Annotated in this window: 10 protein-coding genes; 9 read left to right on the top strand and 1 reads right to left on the bottom strand. The window is 59.2% G+C overall.

What is annotated here, in order from left to right; genetic code table 11:
• The first annotated feature begins 17 nt into the window (after positions 1-17).
• The 5 genes from mnmG to LJ738_RS10170 all read left to right on the top strand — a co-directional run bounded on the left by mnmG (position 18) and on the right by LJ738_RS10170 (position 7,200).
• Positions 18-1,886, top strand: coding sequence for a tRNA uridine-5-carboxymethylaminomethyl(34) synthesis enzyme MnmG (gene mnmG / locus LJ738_RS10190; protein ID WP_227786213.1), 1,869 nt, complete (start codon positions 18-20; stop codon positions 1,884-1,886).
• A 286-nt stretch (positions 1,887-2,172) separates the two neighbouring features.
• Positions 2,173-3,078, top strand: coding sequence for a methyltransferase domain-containing protein (locus LJ738_RS10185; RefSeq protein ID WP_227786212.1), 906 nt, complete (start codon positions 2,173-2,175; stop codon positions 3,076-3,078).
• Positions 3,079-3,342: 264 nt separating this feature from the next.
• Complete coding sequence (locus LJ738_RS10180; protein ID WP_227786211.1) at positions 3,343-4,977, top strand: Ig-like domain-containing protein; 1,635 nt, start codon at positions 3,343-3,345, stop codon at positions 4,975-4,977.
• Positions 4,978-6,091: 1,114 nt separating this feature from the next.
• Positions 6,092-6,586 (top strand): DUF4385 domain-containing protein, encoded by a 495-nt coding sequence (locus LJ738_RS10175; protein WP_227786210.1) that lies wholly within the window; start codon positions 6,092-6,094, stop codon positions 6,584-6,586.
• Positions 6,587-6,687: 101 nt separating this feature from the next.
• Positions 6,688-7,200, top strand: coding sequence for a hypothetical protein (locus tag LJ738_RS10170; protein WP_227786209.1), 513 nt, complete (start codon positions 6,688-6,690; stop codon positions 7,198-7,200).
• A gap of 185 nt (positions 7,201-7,385) precedes the next feature.
• Here the strand turns inward: LJ738_RS10170 and LJ738_RS10165 are convergent, their stop codons facing one another.
• Positions 7,386-8,789, bottom strand: a complete 1,404-nt coding sequence (locus LJ738_RS10165) for an inorganic phosphate transporter (protein WP_227786208.1) — start codon at positions 8,787-8,789, stop codon at positions 7,386-7,388.
• A gap of 174 nt (positions 8,790-8,963) precedes the next feature.
• Here LJ738_RS10165 and LJ738_RS10160 point away from each other — a divergent pair, with 174 nt between their 5' ends.
• The 4 genes from LJ738_RS10160 (at position 8,964) to ileS (ending at position 18,226) form a co-directional block, all read left to right on the top strand.
• The gene (locus tag LJ738_RS10160; RefSeq protein WP_227786207.1) at positions 8,964-10,466 is read left to right on the top strand and encodes a glycine--tRNA ligase; all 1,503 of its coding nucleotides are present in this window, start codon (positions 8,964-8,966) and stop codon (positions 10,464-10,466) included.
• A gap of 11 nt (positions 10,467-10,477) precedes the next feature.
• Positions 10,478-11,905, top strand: coding sequence for a PQQ-like beta-propeller repeat protein (locus LJ738_RS10155; protein WP_227786206.1), 1,428 nt, complete (start codon positions 10,478-10,480; stop codon positions 11,903-11,905).
• A gap of 328 nt (positions 11,906-12,233) precedes the next feature.
• The gene (locus LJ738_RS10150) at positions 12,234-14,669 is read left to right on the top strand and encodes an efflux RND transporter permease subunit (protein WP_227786205.1); all 2,436 of its coding nucleotides are present in this window, start codon (positions 12,234-12,236) and stop codon (positions 14,667-14,669) included.
• A gap of 158 nt (positions 14,670-14,827) precedes the next feature.
• Positions 14,828-18,226 (top strand): isoleucine--tRNA ligase, encoded by a 3,399-nt coding sequence (gene ileS / locus LJ738_RS10145; RefSeq protein ID WP_227786204.1) that lies wholly within the window; start codon positions 14,828-14,830, stop codon positions 18,224-18,226.
• Positions 18,227-18,368 lie beyond the last annotated feature (142 nt).

The following is an 18,368-nucleotide window of genomic DNA, read 5'->3' as shown; positions in this document are numbered from 1 at the left end:
CGAGACCTCGCGCGCCTATGTTTCAGCAAGAAGATTACGACGTCATTGTAGTGGGTGCGGGCCATGCCGGCTGCGAAGCCGCGGCCGCGGCCGCCAACCTCGGCTCGAAAGTGCTGCTGGTGACGATGAACATGAACACTATCGCCCAGATGTCGTGCAACCCGGCCATGGGCGGCGTGGCCAAGGGCCAGATTGTGCGCGAAATCGACGCGCTGGGCGGCCAGTCGGGCATCATCACCGACCAGACCATGATTCAGTTCCGGATGCTGAACCGCTCCAAGGGCCCCGCCATGTGGAGCCCGCGCGCCCAGAGCGACCGGATGCGCTTTGCCGAAGCTTGGCGCCTGACGCTGGAAGGTATCAAAAACGTGGACTTCTGGCAGGAAGCCGTGACCGGCCTCGTGGTGGAAAACGACGCCGTGGTGGGCGTGAAAACCCAGCTCGGCATCGAGTTCCGGGGCAAGTCGGTGGTGCTCACCAATGGCACCTTCCTGAACGGCCTCATCCACATCGGCGAGAAGAATTTTGGGGGCGGTCGGGCCGCCGAGAAAGGCAGCCGCGGCATCACCGAGCAGTTACTTGAGCTGGGTTTTGAAGCCGGCCGCATGAAAACCGGCACCCCGCCCCGCGTGGACGGCCGCAGCCTCGACTACTCCAAAATGGAGGTGCAGGGCGGCGACGACGTGCCCAGCAAATTCTCCTACCTCGACACGCCGCGCCTCACGCAGCAGCGGCCCTGCTACATCACCTACACCAACGAGCGGGTGCACAACATCCTGCGCGAGGGCTTCGAGAAGTCGCCCATGTTCCAGGGCCGCATCAAGGGCCTGGGGCCGCGCTACTGCCCGAGCGTGGAAGACAAAATCAACCGCTTTGCCGACAAAGACCGGCACCAAATTTTTGTGGAGCCCGAGGGCTGGAGCACGGTGGAGTGCTACATCAACGGCTTTTCGAGCTCGCTGCCCGAAGATGTGCAGTACCGCGCCCTGCGCGAAATCGCGGGCTTCGAGAATGCCAAGATGTTCCGCCCGGGCTACGCCATCGAGTACGACTTCTTCCCACCCACCCAGCTTGGGCTGACCTTGGAAACCAAGCGCGTGCAGAACCTGTATTTCGCGGGCCAAATCAACGGCACCACGGGCTACGAAGAAGCCGCCTGCCAGGGCCTGATGGCCGGCATCAACGCTCACAACAAGGTGCACGGCAAGGCCCCCTTCGTCCTGAAAAGGAGCGAGGCTTATATAGGTGTGCTCATCGACGACTTGGTAAACAAAGGCACCGACGAGCCCTACCGCATGTTCACGAGCCGGGCCGAGCACCGCATCTTGTTGCGCCAGGACAACGCCGACCTGCGCCTCACCCCACTGGGCCACGAGTTGGGCCTAGCCTCGGACGAGCGGCTGGAAAGAGTACGGATGAAGCAAGCGCAGACCGCTGAAGTAGCCGAGTTGCTGCAGAAGTTCGGCATCGAAGCGGCTGAGGCGAACCCCATGCTGGTTGAGCTAGGCTCGGCCGAAATCCACGAAAAAACCCGCGCGGTGAACCTGTTGCGCCGGCCCAACGTGGAGCTGGCTGACCTGCGCCGCTCCCTGCCCGCGCTGGATGCGGCCCTCGCGGCGTTTGATGACGAAGCCCTGGAGCAGGCCATCATCAACATCAAATACGAAACTTACCTGGCCAAAGAGCACCAGCAGGCCGCCCGCCAGCAGGAGCTGGAAAACTTCGTGATTCAGGGCCGGCTCGACTACCGGGCCATGCCGGCGCTCAGCCACGAGGCCCGCGAAAAGCTGCTCAAGATTCAGCCCGAAACCATTGGGCAGGCCTCGCGCATCAGCGGCATTTCGCCGGCCGATGTGTCGGTGCTGATGGTGTATCTGGGGCGGTAAAGGGCGTTAACCAGATATAATCGGCTGTCCTGCATACTGACGAAGGAAGCATCTTATCACGTTCGAACGAGTCGTTCAGCGGCGATAAGATGCTTCCTTCGTCAGTATGCAGGACAGCCGATTGGTTTACTTGTACAAACGGGATGCGTGGCTGCGCTCGCATGACCGACTTTTTGGCTAAAAAAGCGCCTGTTCCATTGCCGCCAAAATCTTGCGAACTTTGCTGGGCTATAAAAGTTGCTGCGCCGTACTATAACCGGCCAGGTTTTGCCCTTTAGAAGTATCCGTGTCCTACGAACGATTAGAAAGCTGCCCGGTGTGCGGCAAAACCGAGTTTCGCAACAAGCTGGTGGTGGAAGACCGCACGGTGAGCCACGAAAGCTTCGCCATTGTGCAGTGCGAGGGTTGCGGCTTCCAGTTTACCAATCCCCGGCCCAACGAGGCGGATATTGGCCGGTACTACGAGTCCGACGACTACGTTTCGCACAACAGCGGCGCGGCCGGCCTCGTGAACCAAGCCTACAAGGTGGCCCGGTTTTTCACGATGCGCCGCAAGGTGGGCCTGCTCAACAAGTTTGCGCCCCGCCGCGGCAAGCTGCTCGATTACGGTTGCGGCACGGGTCATTTTTTGGCCGCGGCCAAGGCGGCCGGCTGGAAAGTAGCGGGCCTGGAGCCCAATGCCCGCGCCCGGGAAGAAGCAAGCCAGCGCCTCGGCCAGCCCATCGGCCAAGGCGGCCTGGGCGCGCTCGAGCCCGGCACGTTCGATGCCATTACCCTTTGGCACGTGCTCGAACACGTGCATACCCTCAACGAAACTTTGGCTCAACTCACCGCCCTGCTCAAGCCCGATGGCGTGCTGCTGATAGCCGTGCCCAACGTGGAGAGCCTCGACGCCCAGCACTACCGCGAGCTGTGGGCGGCCTACGACGTGCCCCGGCACCTGTACCATTTCGCGCCCAAAACCATGGCCCAGCTGCTCAAAAAGCACAAGCTGGCCATCCGCGAAACGCTGCCCATGCCGCTCGACGCCTACTACGTGAGCATGCTCAGCGAGAAGCATAAGGAAGAGCGCGCCGGGGGCATCCTCACGGTGCTAAAGGCGGGTTACAAGTCGAACCAATACGCCGAGCAGCACGAAGGGCAATACTCCAGCTTGCTGTACGTGGCCGGGCGGCGCACCCCGGCGGCCTAAAGCACCCTGTCGATGGGGGAGATGCGCGGCCGAAGTCGACTGTTAGGGGCTGCTGGCCCGGGTTTATTGGTACTGCTGCCGTCCGTGCCACCCATCCCTTGGCTTGGGCTGGATTCGGTTTAAACTCCTTCGCCCACCTTTGTACCGGATACCGTTCGGCGCGTTGCCGTCGTTAATGCCGAGTCTGGCGCTGCCGCGCTGGTTTCTTCTGTGCGGCATAGCGGGCGGCTATTGTTGTGCTTACTCTCACCACGTTGTTGTATAATGTCCGTTCGCGCTGAACTGCTGGCTTTGCTGGCAATGGTTGCCTTGCTCGAAAGCTGCGCCGCCGTAGCCCCGCCCCAGGGCGGCCCGCGCGACCGCACCCCGCCGCGCCGCATCAGCAGTTCGCCGGATAGCGCCGCCCGCAACGTGAAGCAGCAGTTCGTGCGCCTGGTCTTTTCGGAGCCCGTCGTCACCAAAGACTTGAGCAAAAACCTGCTCATCACCCCGCAGCTGCCCCCCGACAACCCCTACAAGCTGCGCGAGGAGCGGAACTCCATCACCCTGCTTTTTGACAAGCCGCTCGACGCCAACACCACTTACAGCTTCAATTTCCGGAGCGGCGTGGTCGACATCACCGAGGGCCTGCCCGCCACCAACGCGGCCCTCAACTTCAGCACGGGCGCCGTGCTGGATTCGGGCAAAGTGAGCGGCACCGTCACCGACGTACTGACGGCCAAACCCATCGCCGAGGCCAGCGTGGGCCTCTACCGCCTGGCCGATACCGCCGGCGTGAAGCGCGGCCGGCCCTATTACACCGTGCTCACCGATAAGGAAGGCAAGTTCAACCTGAGCTTCCTCAAAGCCGGGCCCTACAAAATCTACGCCCTGGTGGACAAAAACACCAACGGCCGCTACGACGAAGGCGAGAAAATTGCCTACCTGCCCGCGCCTATCACCATTGCCGGCAGCACGGGTGCGCCGGTGGCGCTCGTCCTCACCCAGCCCGACCGGCGCCCGCCGCTGCTCACCACCCGGCAGGCCAGCCCCACGCAACTGCGCCTGAGCTTCAGCGAAGGCCTGCGGTCGGCAGCCCTGGCCCCGGTTGGCTCAACTCAGGCCCTGCCTGCCGTGGCCGAGGCGCTGCTACTCACCGACCGGGGCCGCACGGTGGTGCTCTTCAAAACCCCGGAGGTAGGGGATGGGCGCTACCTACTCACCACGGCCGACAGCACCGGCAACGTGGGACACGACACGCTGCAGGTGAAGTTTCCGGCCGCCCCCACCAATGGCAAAAAAACCCCGCCCCCGAGCTTGTACTCAGTGGATGGCAGCCCGCGCACGGTATTCCCCAAGGGCCAGGTCAAGTTCCTGTTTGCCGTACCGGTGCGCGTGGCCACGGGCCGGCCGTTCGGCACGCTGGTCGAGGATTCAGCGAAGCGCCGGCCCCTGCGCCTGCCGGCCGACGGCACCCTCAGCCCCGACCGCACGGCCCTTATCGTGCGGTTCAATAGCAGGGCCCACGCGCGGCTCGACATCGTACTCGACAGCACGGCCATCACCGCCATTACGGGGCAGGCCTTGCGGTTGCGGCCGTTGCGCCTCGGCATCAGCGAGCAGGACGTGTCGAATAGCCTGTCGGGCCCGATTACCACCAAGGAGAAAAACTTTGAGCTGCAGCTGCTCGACGACAAGCTGCAGGTGGTGGCCAGCCTGGCCTCGCCCAAGGGCAGTTACCTTTTTACGGACGTGCCCCCCGGCGTTTACCACTTGCGCGTGCTGATTGACAGCGACGGCGATGGCCACTGGCGCAACGGCGACCCCAACCTGCTGCTCCCGCCCGAGCCGGTATACCTGGACCCCAACCCCCAGCAGGTACGGTCCGGCTTCGACATGGTGGAGCCCCTCAAGTTTTAGGCTTTGCCACCGGCAGAGGGCTTTCTATGCCATAGGGACTACATTGCTAAAGTGGAGTATTCGGATTCTGTTGTTCGGAATGCCACGGGACCCAGCTCGGCAAGCCCGTCTACCCGATGAATAGTGCTGCCCGACAGAGGGTGGCCCTGCCCCGAATTTTCACATTTCAGCCCTACTGGGGCTAGCCTTCGTGGCACTTGGCTTGGGTTCGACTTGGGACGGCGCAATGCGCCTAAAGAGCCCCTTTTATCCACATTCGTGGATAACTATTCGCTTATTCCAGTTACTGAGGGGCTTTTTGAAGGGTATTCCACCGCTTTTCCACCGGCTTTTCCACATTCATTTCGCTCTGGGGGTAATTTCGGGGATAACCTCGGGGATAGTGGAAAGCTGAACGGGGATAAGTAGGGTACAAGTTTTTTTGGTGGTTTGCACCCCTGCACAGGGCGGAAGGAGCGGGGATAACCGTGGATAACTTTTCCACGCCAGACGGGCTTCCCACATGCCCATTTTCGTGGGGACAGGAAAAATGTGGAAAGCACTGGCCGATGTTGAAAAAGGAAATAATAGCCTGATTAGCAGCCGTTTGTTTTCCACAATGGCGGTGGATAGTGCGTGGATAAGGCCCTGCTTACCCCCACGTTTTCCACGCTGGGGATAACCGCTCGAGCTTATCCACTTATCAACCGACCTAATGAGTGGAAACAAAGAAGGTTTTTTAGAAAAAAGATTTAACAAAAAATTAAGATTGGGGAAAACCCGACTGAAGGGTTTGGGCCCGATTTGAGAAGTTTGCTTTTCAGCTCAAGAATTTTGTTTCACAAAGCGGCTCGTTGGGCTGAGGCGTTTGCCCGGCTCAAGCGCGCCGAAAAGGCCAGGCCCGAAAAGTGGCGCCGCCCTTCGCCCACAAGCGCTGCGCACTTCCTGGGAAAAGACGCAGCTTCCGCTACTAGCTTCTGTGGGAAGCGGCTTGCCTAGCGCATTCAGAAGTTGAGTTGAACTTATCCACCTATCCACCCAGGTATTCCACATTGCGCTAGGGTGCCCACTCGAGTTGGGCTGAATGGAAAGCCCGGGTGTATCCCGCGGCGGCTCGGTTTGCGTATAGCGCCGGATGCCGTTCGATTACACCCTCGATTTCCACACTGTTGATTTTCGGCAGCACCCCGAGCTGTACCGCGTGGGCCGGGGCGAGCAGGGCGTGCTGCTGGTACAGCCCTACAAAGGCGAAATCCTGCCCTACTGGCGCTTCAAAGACGCGGCGGCAGCCACCGAGTCGTCGGAGACCATTTACGGGCTATTTGAAGCTTATTTGAAAGCGCACGATTTTGTGGGGGCCGACATGGCCCGGAAATTCATTCAGATGGGCTTTACGCGGGCCCGGCGCTACGCCAACCACCGAGGCGGCAAGAAGTACGCCGGCCCCGTGCCCGACGACAAGAAGGGCCAGAGCGGCGCCCACGGCCGTGCCGAGCTGCCCCGCACCACCCACCCCGACGAAGACAAAGTGGAAGCCGCCGCCATTTTCAAGCGCAAGTGGGACCAGGCCAAAGTGCACCCCGAGTACCTGCGGCAGAAAGAAGCCTTCATTGAGAAATACGGCAAGTAGGGCCGTTGCCAGTTGTTCGTAGCCAAGTACCAAGTGAGGCAACAGCCCCCGCTACCGACAACGGACCACGAATAACTGACAACTAGCCCCGCTGCCTACCTTTGTTTACTACCCTTCACCCCAATCCCATGAACACCAACCAACCCTCCAGCATCGAGGAAAACGAAATTATTCTGGGCACCGGCATGGGCCCCCTGCGCTTTGGTGCCACCATGGACGAGGTGCGTACCCTGGTGGGCGAGCCGGAAGAAATCGAAGAATCGGACGACGACGACGACTTCGAGCACCAAGCCTGGAACTACCACGAAGACGACTACCTGCTGTCCTTGTACTTCGACCGCGAAGACGACTTCCGCCTGAGCTGCATCGAAACCGACAACCCCAACATGCGCCTCTTCGGCGAGGCCATCTACGGCCAAAGCGTCGACCAGATAAAGGCGCTGATGCAGTCGCACAACCAGCCCACGCCCGAGCTCGAAACCATGGAAGAAGGAGCGGTGCGCCTGTCCTACGAGAAGTCCATGATTGACTTATATTTTGAGGAAGGCGAGCTGCAATTCGTGAATTTCGGCGTCTTCATCAATGACGACATGGAGGTGCAGTGGCCCAAATAAATTCGACTTATCCACATTTTGACGGTATTTCGATGTGGATAAGTGGACAAACCAGTGAAAACAGCCGGGTTATCCCCCTTTTTGGTCGTTTCACTAGCAACCGCAGATTTTGCTAATAACCCGAGCATGAAAAAAGGCTGCCTCCTAAGGGGCAGCCTTTTTTGTGTTTTTATCGGCCGAGCTTCTTAGCCCAACAAGGCGCGGAACAGCAGGAACAGTACCCCCGAAAGCACCATGGTTACGGGCAAGGTGAGCACCCAGGCCAGGGCAATGTTGCGCACCATGCCGGGGTTAATATTCTTCACACCGCGGCTGGCCACCATGGAGCCCGCGATGGACGAAGTGAGCACGTGCGTGGTGGAAGCCGGCAAGCCAAACTGCGTGCTCACCCCAATCATAGCTGCCGCTACCAACTCGGAAGAGGCGCCCTGGGCATAGCTCAAGTGCTCCTTGCCGATGCGCTCGCCGATGGTTTTCACAATGCGCTGCCAGCCTATCATGGTGCCCACGGCCAGCGAGAGGCTCACCATGAGCAGCACCCACCAGGGGGCGTAGTCCGTGAACGTTTTCATTTCCTTGGTGGCCGCGTCGTAGATGTCGCGGTCCTGGGTGCTGAGGCTAATGCTAGGCGAAGCCAGCAACTTTTTGGCACGGTTGGCCAGCAGCAGCACGTCTCGGCGGATTTCGAAGCGCGTCTTCTGAGGCAAGTCCTTGACGTGGGTTATGCCGGCAAAGATGCGGTCGAGGTCGGCGGTTTGGGCCTGCATTTCGCTCAGGCTCTTTTGGTCGTTGGGGCTCAATTCCTGCCGGTTCACGCGGTTTATCACGTACTCCACTTTGCCAAGGGACTCGCGCAGGTCCAGGGGGTTCTTGGATTCGTCGAGGGCAAAGCGGAAGGGCACGATGCCGATGAGAATCAGCATGATGAGGCCCACGCCTTTCTGGCCGTCGTTGGAGCCGTGGAAAAAGCTCACCAGTGTACACGTCACAATCAACAGCAGGCGAATCCACAGGGGTGGGGGCTTGCGCTTGTGTGGTTCCTTAAAAATGGCCTTGCTGGGCACAAAGCGCTTGAACAAGAACATCATGCCGATGGTGAGCGCGAAGCCCAGCAAGGGACCTGCCAGCAGGGCAATGCCCGTTTCACCGGCTTTGGCCCAGTTCACGGCAGTTCCCCGCGACTCGGGCAGCAGCGAATAAGCAATGCCCACGCCCAGAATAGAGCCAATGAGGGCGTGTGAACTAGAGGCCGGGATGCCGTAGTACCAAGTGCCCACATTCCAAATAATGGCGCCTAGAATAAGGGCCCCAACCATGGCAATGCCGTGGTACACGTTGGCGTCTACCAAGCTCTCGACTGGCAGTAGGTACACAATGCCCATGGCCACGCCAATGCCACCGGCAAACACGCCGATGAAGTTCCAGAACGCCGACCACACGACGGCCACCCAGGGCCGGAGCGTGTTGGTATAAATAACGGTGGCCACGGCGTTGGCCGTGTCGTGAAAACCGTTGACGAACTCGAACGCGCAGGCGGCCAGCAGGCACACGCCGAGAAGCAGCAGCACGTGGGGTTCTAAACCAAACATAAACAGAGAATTAGTGGGAATTTAGGTTGAATCACGCGCCAAAGGTAGGGAGGAGGCTTGTCCCGGCTATGTTACCGAATTGTGACGCGAAGTAGGGAGTAAGCGTTAACTGAATATTTCGTGCCTTCTACGCAGTAGTTTCAGCTTCTGCCACATCGGCCTACTTTTGTAAGCATGAACCCAGCACTCGAAACCACCCAGCTCAAGGATATTGTGGCCCACGCCAAGGAATACGGCTTCGTATTTCAGTCCTCCGAAATCTATGATGGCCTAGCCGCCGTGTACGACTACGGCCCCAACGGCGTGGAGCTGAAAAACAACCTCAAGCGCCTGTGGTGGGAGGCCATGACCCAGCTGCACCACGACGTGGTGGGCATCGACGCGGCCATTTTTATGGCGCCCCAGACTTGGAAAGCCTCGGGCCACATCGACGGCTTCAACGACCCCATGGTGGATAACCTCGACAGTAAGAAGCGCTACCGCGCCGACGTGCTGCTCGAAGAAAAAGCTGCCGAGTACGAAAATGCCGGCGACCCCGCCCGCGGCGCGGCCCTCACGGCCGAAATGGGCCGCCTGCTCACCGAAAACGACCTGGCTGGCGTGCGCCAACTTATTATCGACGAGAAAATTCTCTGCCCCGTTTCCAAAACCGGCAACTGGACCGAAGTGCGCCAGTTCAACCTGATGTTCTCGACTCAGGGCTCGGCCGTGGATTCGGATGCGCCGCCCGTGTACCTGCGCCCCGAAACCGCCCAGGGCATCTTCGTGAACTTCCTGAACGTGCAGAAGTCGGCCCGCATGAAGATTCCCTTCGGCATTGCCCAAATCGGCAAAGCTTTCCGGAACGAGATTGTGGCCCGGCAGTTCATCTTCCGGATGCGGGAGTTTGAGCAGATGGAGATGCAATTCTTCGTGCGTCCCGGCACCGAAGGCGAGTGGTACGACACCTGGAAGGCCGCCCGCCGCCGCTTCCACGAGGCGCTGGGCCTGCCGGCTGAGAAGCTGCGCTTCCACGACCACGACAAACTAGCCCACTACGCTAAGGCCGCAGTGGATATTGAGTATGAATTCCCCTTCGGCTTCAAGGAAATCGAAGGCATTCACTCCCGCTCCGACTTCGACCTGACACAGCACCAGGCCCTGAGCCGCAAAAAGCAGCAGTACTTCGACAACGACGTGGACCCCGCCACCGGCAAGCCCTACGGCAACTACGTGCCCTACGTGGTGGAAACATCTGTGGGCGCCGACCGCCTGTTCTTGGCCACGATGTGCCAGGCTTTCGCCGAAGAAACCATCACCGAAGGAGAGGGCGACGCCCAGCAAACCAAAACCCGTACCTTCCTGAAGCTGCACCCGGCGGTGGCCCCGGTGAAAGCCGCCATCTTCCCGCTCGTCCGCAAAGACGGCCTGCCCGAGAAAGCCCAGGCCATTTTCGACGACCTGCGGTTTGACTTCCGCCTGGTGCTCGAAGAGCGCGACGCCATCGGCAAGCGCTACACCCGCCAGGACCTCATCGGCACGCCCTTCTGCATCGCCGTCGACCACCAGACCCTTGAAGACGACACCGTGACCGTGCGCCACCGCGACTCCCGCGAGCAAACCCGCATGCCGATTTCGGAGCTGCGCAGCTACATCGGCGAGGCCGTGAGCTTCCGCCGCGTGTTTGAGAAGCTGTAGGTAAATCAGGAATGAAATCACACCACAATGGCAAGCGCAGGATGAAAACAGAAATTTTTATTGTGCTTGCCATTGCGGTTATGACCGGGTGTAAGTCGACCCATGAACCTGATTTGCCATCACCAGTCGTGACGGTCCCGACGGGGCCGGCTTTGCCGCAGCCGTTGGGCCACAGTAGTATGATTACTGTCCCCAAGGTCCTTAACGAACTAGTGAATCTGTATCCTGGACGCAGCAATAGCGAACCCTTTTGGGCTCAGTTTGTGAGTGCAGCCGACGTGTCGTTCAGCACGGGCTATTTCGCTGCGACTACTGTAGTGCGAATTGATACAGCGGGCCGTCCGGTATGGGCCAAAACATACAGTATGCCATCAGTGACCGGTTCTGGGGCTTTTGCTCCTTGCCCAAGTGGAGGTGGTCTTGTGGTGGTGCGTAGTCCAGGTACGCTCACTACGGGTAGCACTTCCTTTGTCGTGGCCCGGCTAAATGACCAAGGTGTGGTGCAATGGAGCAACGAATACAGCACCACGCCTACCAGCCAAATAAATGCGGTGAGCTATGGCGTATTGCCTCTGGCCGACGGGGGAAGTGTAGTGTATACTGCCGAGCGGGAAGCACTGATATTGTTTGGGCTTGACCCTGTTGGGAATTTACGGTGGGAGCGTAAAACTGCTTTTTCTTCCACTCAAGTAGAAGGACCTCAACTGGTAGAGTTGCCTACAGGTAAGTTGGTAATGGTAGCCCGGGCTTTGCGCGGGGCGTTTTTTACTCGTTTTTCCGCGGTAGGAGTAGCAGAACAAGCGGTGAGCTATGTCAATTCGCAAGTAGAAACGAAACCGGAGGGAGGGCAACTGCGAGCACTGGCCGATGGCACAGTACTAGTAGCCTTACAAGACCCGGGAAGTAATTGTCTGCTACAATTGAGCTCTTCAGGCCGCCGGATGAAAGCCACGTATTATTTCACCAGTTCGGCAATGACAGATTTTGATTTGCTACCTACTGGAGAAGGTGCTTTACTAATGCGCAATCAAAATCAGCAATATTTTTACCACGTTGCTGTAGATGGTGAGGCAGATGGTGTAGGACAACGCTTAGGTAGCAACAGCACGGTGCTGATTCCCTTTTTGTCAAAGAGCCCCATGCAAGTGGTTTGCACAACAGAAGGGAGTTGCTACAGTCTCGGGCGACAGGCGATGGATGCTGATATATTGTATGGTCAGTTTCAATTTCACAAAACAAATCGCAGAGGTAATAACTTTTGCCCAACAACTTCGCTCCAAGCTGTGATAACCGGCCGGGAAACATTCGCAGGTTTGGCAGCGCTGAATGAACAGCCTTTTACAGGTATTCAAGATGTGGCTGCTCCTACAATAACGGTAGTTCCCCGAGCTGTACAGGCTAAGACTTTACCAGTTACTGTAGTGCGTGGTTGTCAGTAAGTTCGACGCTACGCCAGTACATCAGTGAGGCTGTGAGCTTCCGCCGCGTGTTTGAGAAGCTGTAAGTAACGGTCATTGCGAGAAAGTTCGTTAAACAAAAAGCCCCAATTCTAGAGAGGAATCGGGGCTTTTTGCGCGTAGGGGCGGGGCTCGCCCCGCCCGTCGTTGAACGGAATCGTGGAAACGGCGCGAACGGCGGGCGGGGGCAAGCCCCGCCCCTACGTCCGTCCGGCTCCCCTCTCCGCAGGAGAGGGGCCGTGCCCGTGCCCGGCAGGGGTGAGGTTCCCCGCGCCCGCGCTTATGTAACTTTGCCTTTTTGCAGGATTTTATGTGGGCCTCCCTCGCCTTGTTCATCATCCGGTTCCGGCGCACGCTCATTGCGGTGCTGGCCGTCATCACCGTGTTTATGGCCTGGAAAGCCAAGGACGTGGAGATGACCTACGACTTTGCCCAGGTAGTCAGTCCGCAGGACCCGGACATGCTGTACTTCCAGCAGTTCAAAAAGACCTTCGGCGAAGATGCTAACGTGCTGGTGCTGGGCTTGCAAGACAGCGCCGTATACAAGCTGGGCAACTTCAACGAGCTGCGCACCCTCACCGACACGCTGGCCAAAGTGCCCGGCGTGAGCGGCGTGCTGAGTGTGACCAAGCTGCTGGCCATCCGCAAAGACACGGTCACGAACCAGTTCAAGACCGAGCCAATATTCAAGACGTTTCCGCGCACCCAGGCCGAGCTCGACAGCCTGATGCGCGAGGTCAACAAGGTCGAATTCTACAAGGGGCAGCTCATCAGCCCAACGACGGGGGCCACGCTGCTGGCCCTGACCATGGACCCGAAGTACCTCAACTCGTCGCGCCGCCAGGCCGTGATGAAGAACATTCTGGGCTACGCCAAGGCCTTCGAGAAGAAGACCAACATCCGCCTGCACTACGCCGGCCTGCCCTACGTGCGCTACACCATGACCAGCAAGGTGGGGTCGGAAATGACCTTCTTTACCATTCTAGCGATGATTGTGACCGGTATCACGCTGCTGGCCTTTTTCCGGACTTGGGCCGCGGTGGTGTTTCCGCTGCTGGTGGTAGGCGTTACGGCGGTGTGGGCCATTGGCTCCATTGTGCTGTTGGGCTACAAAATCAACCTGCTCACCGGCCTGATTCCCAGTCTCATCATTGTCATTGGTATTCCGAACTGCACCTACCTGCTTTCGCGCTACCATTACGACTACCGCAAATCGGGCAACCAGATGCTAGCCATGACGCGGGTAATCCGCAAAATCGGCCTCGTGACCCTGATGAACAACACGACCACCGCCGTGGGCTTTTTCGTGTTTTGCTTCACCGACATCGCCATTCTGTTCCAGTTTGGGCTGGTGGCCACGGTCAATATTTTCGTGGCCTTCATCATCAGCTTCCTGCTGATTCCGGCCGTGTTTACCTACCTGCCGCCCCCCACGCCCAAGCAGCTCGAGCACCTCGACGCCAAGCCCCTCACCAAGCTGCTGGAGTTTTTCGACTACCTGGTGATGGACCGCCGCCCCACGGTGTACGTGCTGGCGCTGGTGCTCGTGCTGGGGGCCGCCATTGGCATTCGGCGCATCGAGGCCGTGTCGTTTATGGTCGACGACCTGCCCAAAGGCAGCTCCGTCAACTCCGACCTGACCTTTTTTGAGCGCCACTTCAACGGCGTGATGCCGCTCGAATTTGTGGTGGATACCCACAAAAAGCGCGGCCTGCTCAAGCTCAAGAACCTGGAAAAAATCAACCAGTTCGAAAACTTCCTGCGTACCCAGCCCGAAGTAACCTCGCCCATCAGCATCGTTACCTTCCTGAAGGCGGCCACCCAGGCCTACTATAACGGCGACCCCCAATTCTACCGCCTGCCGGATAACTCCGATAAAAACTTCATTCTCAGCAGCCTGGCCAATTCCAAAGGAACCGGCGCGGGCATGGACAGCAAGCTGATTCGCTCGTTTGTGGACAGCACAGGCCAGAAGGCCCGCATCAGCCTTAAGATTGCCGACATCGGCTCGCGCAATCTCGACACCCTGATGAATAACAAAATCCTGCCCGAGATGCATCGCATTTTCAACGGCACGGGTATGGATGTGCGTCCCACCGGCACCACTATCCTGTTCACAAAGGGCAATGAGTACATCATCAACACCCTGCAGGAAAGCCTGTTGCTGGCGTTTGGGCTGGTTGGGCTGGTGGTGCTGATTCTGTTCCGCTCGGCCCGCACGGTGCTGTTTGCCCTAGTGCCCAACGCCGTAACGCTGATACTCACCGCCGGCATCATGGGCTATTTCAACATTCCGCTCAAGCCCGGCACGGCCCTGATTTTCGTTATCGCCCTGGGCATCGACGGCGACAACTCCATTCACCTGCTGGCCAAATTCCGGCAGGAAATGGCTCTGAATGGCCAGCGCGTGCGCGAAGCCGTATCGGTAACGCTAAGCGAGGCTGGAACCAGCATGATTTACACCAGCATTGTGCTGTTTGTGGGCTTCAGCATTTTTGCCTTCAGCGAGTTTGGCGGCACCAAGGCCCTGGGCCTACTGATGTCGGCTTCGCTGCTGATTACGAATTTTTCCAACCTGATTTTGTTGCCTTGCCTATTGGTCACCTTTGAGCACGGCAAAGGCAACTTCATTGACGACAATGCGCTGGTGCGGCACTATGACGAGTCGTACCACGAAGAAGACGACGATTTGGAGCTAAACCTTGATAAAATGACGGTGCAGCGCCGGGGCGAACTGGGCGAATAGCCGGTCACTCCTAGGCGTTGAATTAGAAGAACGTCATGCTGAGCGCAGCCGAAGCATCTTTACCGCTTCGTTGAGCTAGCATTGATTACTTCCGAGGCAGAGATGCTTCGGCTGCGCTCAGCATGACGAGCTGAATGATTGATAGACACACTCACTACATGAAATACCCCGAATACAAGCAGCCGCTCAATTATGGCCAGGTGGGCGAGGACATCCTCGCCTGGTGGAAGGAGCACGGCATCTTTGAAAAGAGCGTGAGCAGCCGCGAAGGCCAGCCCACGTTCGTGTTTTACGAAGGCCCGCCCTCGGCCAACGGCGCGCCCGGCATCCACCACGTCATGGCCCGCACGGTGAAGGATATCTTCTGCCGCTACCAGACGCTGCAGGGCAAGCAAGTGCCCCGCAAAGGCGGCTGGGACACCCATGGCCTGCCCATTGAGCTGCAGGTGGAGAAGGAGCTCGGCATCACGAAGGAGGATATCGGCAAGAAAATCAGCGTGGAGGAGTACAACCAGCGCTGCAAGGAAACCGTCATGCGCTTCAAGGCGCAGTGGGACGACCTGACCGAGAAAATGGGCTACTGGGTCGACCTCGACGACCCTTATGTGACCTTCGAGCCGGAGTACATCGAAAGCTGCTGGGCGCTGCTCAAGAAGCTTTACGACAAGGGCTTGCTGTACAAGGGCTATACCATTCAGCCGTATTCGCCGGCCGCCGGTACCGGCCTCAGCTCGCACGAGCTGAACCAGCCCGGTACCTACCGCGACGTGAAAGACACGACCGTGGTGGCGCAGTTCAAGGTGAAGCCGGGCCCGGTTGCGGAGAAGCTGTTTGCTCTGGCTGGCAACGACGCCAAGGTGTTCATCCTAGCCTGGACGACTACGCCCTGGACCCTGCCCGCCAACACTGGTCTGGCCGTGGGCAAGAACATCCCGTACCAGCTGATTCGCACCTTCAACCCCTACACCTACGAGCCCATCCACGTGGTGCTGGCCAAGGCGTTGGTGAGCCGTTATTTCAACGAAAAAGGCGCCGCCGCGCCGCTGGAAGGCTATGCCGAAAGCGACCACAAGGTGCTGCCCTGGCGTGTACTAGGCGAGTTTACCGGTGCGGACCTTATCGACATCAAGTACGAGCGCCTGTTCGATTTCACGCCGTTTGAAGGCGAGGAGCGGGCTTTCCGCGTCATCAACGGCGACTTCGTGACCACGGAGGATGGCACGGGCATCGTGCACATCTCGCCTACGTTTGGCGCCGATGACTTCCGGGCCGCGCAGCTGGCCGACATCCCGGCGCTGATGGTGCCGGATGCCGAAGGCACGCTCGGCCCCATCGTGGACCGGACGGGCCGCTACGTGCCCCAAATGGGCGAGTTTGCGGGCCGCTGGGTGAAGAACTACGACGGACACGACGAATCCGGCGCCGACTATAAAACGCTGGATGAGAGCATCGTCATCAAGATGAAGGGCGACGGCACGGCCTTCAAAGTGGAGAAGTACGAGCACACCTACCCGCACTGCTGGCGCACCGACAAGCCCGTGCTCTACTACCCGCTCGATTCCTGGTTCATCAAGACCACGGCGGTGAAAGACCGGCTCATTGAGCTCAACAAAACCATCAACTGGAAGCCCGAAAGCACCGGCACCGGCCGCTTCGGCAACTGGCTCGAAAACCTAGTGGACTGGAACCTGAGCCGCTCGCGCTACTGGGGAACGCCGCTGCCCATCTGGCGCACGCAGGACGGCACCGAGGAGCTGTGCATCGGCAGCATAGCGCAGCTGAAAACGGAGATTGACAAGGCCGTTGCGGCCGAAGTCATGACCCACAATCCCTACGCCAACGGCGAAAAAGTGGACCTGCACCGGCCCTACGTGGACGATATATTCCTCGTGAGCCCCACCGGCCAGCCCATGTACCGCGAGCCCGACCTTATCGACGTGTGGTTCGACTCCGGGGCCATGCCCTACGCGCAGTGGCACTACCCCATCGAAAACGCCGAGAAATTCCAGAAGAACTTCCCCGCCGATTTCATTGCCGAAGGTGTGGACCAAACCCGCGGCTGGTTCTTCACGCTGCACGCCCTGGCCGTGATGCTGGAAGACTCCGTGGCCTTCAAAAACGTGATTGCCAACGGCCTCGTGCTGGCCAAGGACGGCCAGAAGATGAGCAAGCGCCTCGGCAACGCCGTCGACCCCTTTGCCACCATAAAGCAGTTCGGCCCGGATGCCACCCGCTGGTACCTCATCGCTAACGCGCCACCGTGGGACAACCTCAAGTTCGACCCCGCCGGCGTGACCGAGGTGCAGCGCCGTTTCTTCGGCACGCTGTTCAATACGTACTCGTTCTATGCGCTTTACGCGAATCTGGACGAGTTTCAAACCAGCGAATTCAACCGCATTCCGCTCTCGGAACTGAGCGAGCTGGACCGCTGGATTCTGAGCAAGTTGCAGTCGCTGATTGTGGAAGTGCGCGGCCATCTGGACAGCTACGACCCCACGAAGGCCGCCCGCGCCATCCAGGATTTCGTGACCGACCAGCTCTCGAACTGGTACGTGCGCCTCTCGCGCCGCCGTTTCTGGAAAGGCGAACTGACCGCCGACAAGCGCGCCGCCTACGAAACCCTGCAGGAATGCCTGGTTGTCGTAGCTCAACTCATGTCGCCCATCGCGCCGTTTTTCGGTGAGTGGCTGTACAAGAACATGACCGACGGCATGCGCGCCGAGGCCGTGGCCAAAAACACGCCCCTGGCCCCGGAATCGGTGCATTTGACGCTGTTGGTGGAAGCCGACACTGCCCGCATCGACCCGAGGCTGGAGGAGCGTATGGAGCTGGCCCAACGCATCAGCTCGCTGGCCCACTCGCTGCGCAAAAAGTCGGTGCTGAAGGTGCGCCAGCCCCTGCAGCGCATCCTGGTGCCGGTGCTGAACGACTCGACCAAGGAGCAGGTCGGCCTCGTGGAGGACCTGATTTGCGCCGAAATCAACGTGAAGCACATCGAGTTCCTCGACGACGAAAGCGGCGTGCTGGTGAAGTCGGTGAAGCCCAATTTCAAGCGCCTCGGCCAGCAATACGGCCCGCGCCTGAAGGCCGTGGGTGCCCGCATTCAGCAGATGACGGCGGCGGAAATCAGCAAGCTGGAGAAGGAGGGAAGCCTCGCCGTGGAAGTAGATGGCCAGCCCATCACGCTAGCCCCCGACGATGTGGAAATCCGCACCGACGACTTGCCCGGCTGGCTCGTGGCCACCGACGGCCCCCTCACCGTGGCCCTCGACGTGACCCTGACCGACGAGCTGCGCCAGGAAGGCCTCGCCCGCGAGCTGGTGAACCGCCTGCAGAACCTGCGCAAAGACTCGGGCCTGGAAGTGCAGGACAAAATCCGCGTCACTTTGGCAGACCAGCAGCCCGAGCTTACGGCTGCTGTGGCCGCGTTCGGCGACTACATCCGCACCGAAACGCAGGCCCTGGCCCTGACGTTTGCGGCCAACGTGAACGGCGGTTCCGTGCTCGAATTTGATGACTACTCCGTGCCCGTGCATTTGGAGGTTGCAACTGCTTGATGCTGAACGACTCGACGGGGCCGCAAAACCCCGGCGAGTCCTCGGTCGCACAAACGTTAAATAAACTCGTCTTTATCGGCCCAAAAGCCCAGACAGTCAGTTATAAAAGGTACAAAAAGACGGTAATAAAACAGGCCGTCGC

This window comes from Hymenobacter plasmatis (genome assembly GCF_020711255.1).
In the GTDB taxonomy this organism is placed as follows: Bacteria; Bacteroidota; Bacteroidia; order Cytophagales; family Hymenobacteraceae; genus Hymenobacter.
Note: the sequence above shows the minus strand (reverse complement) of the source record. Positions and strands in the feature narration are given on the sequence as shown.

Bases quoted from the DNA above. Each gene is read 5' to 3' on its own strand.
- LJ738_RS10175 (WP_227786210.1), top strand. From the start codon at position 6,092: ATGCCGTTCGATTACACCCTCGATTTCCACACTGTTGATTTTCGGCAG.
- ileS (WP_227786204.1), top strand. From the start codon at position 14,828: ATGAAATACCCCGAATACAAGCAGCCGCTCAATTATGGCCAGGTGGGC.
- LJ738_RS10155 (WP_227786206.1), top strand. From the start codon at position 10,478: ATGAAATCACACCACAATGGCAAGCGCAGGATGAAAACAGAAATTTTT.
- mnmG (WP_227786213.1), top strand. From the start codon at position 18: ATGTTTCAGCAAGAAGATTACGACGTCATTGTAGTGGGTGCGGGCCAT.
- LJ738_RS10180 (WP_227786211.1), top strand. From the start codon at position 3,343: ATGTCCGTTCGCGCTGAACTGCTGGCTTTGCTGGCAATGGTTGCCTTG.
- LJ738_RS10160 (WP_227786207.1), top strand. From the start codon at position 8,964: ATGAACCCAGCACTCGAAACCACCCAGCTCAAGGATATTGTGGCCCAC.
- LJ738_RS10150 (WP_227786205.1), top strand. From the start codon at position 12,234: ATGTGGGCCTCCCTCGCCTTGTTCATCATCCGGTTCCGGCGCACGCTC.
- LJ738_RS10165 (WP_227786208.1), bottom strand. From the start codon at position 8,789: ATGTTTGGTTTAGAACCCCACGTGCTGCTGCTTCTCGGCGTGTGCCTG.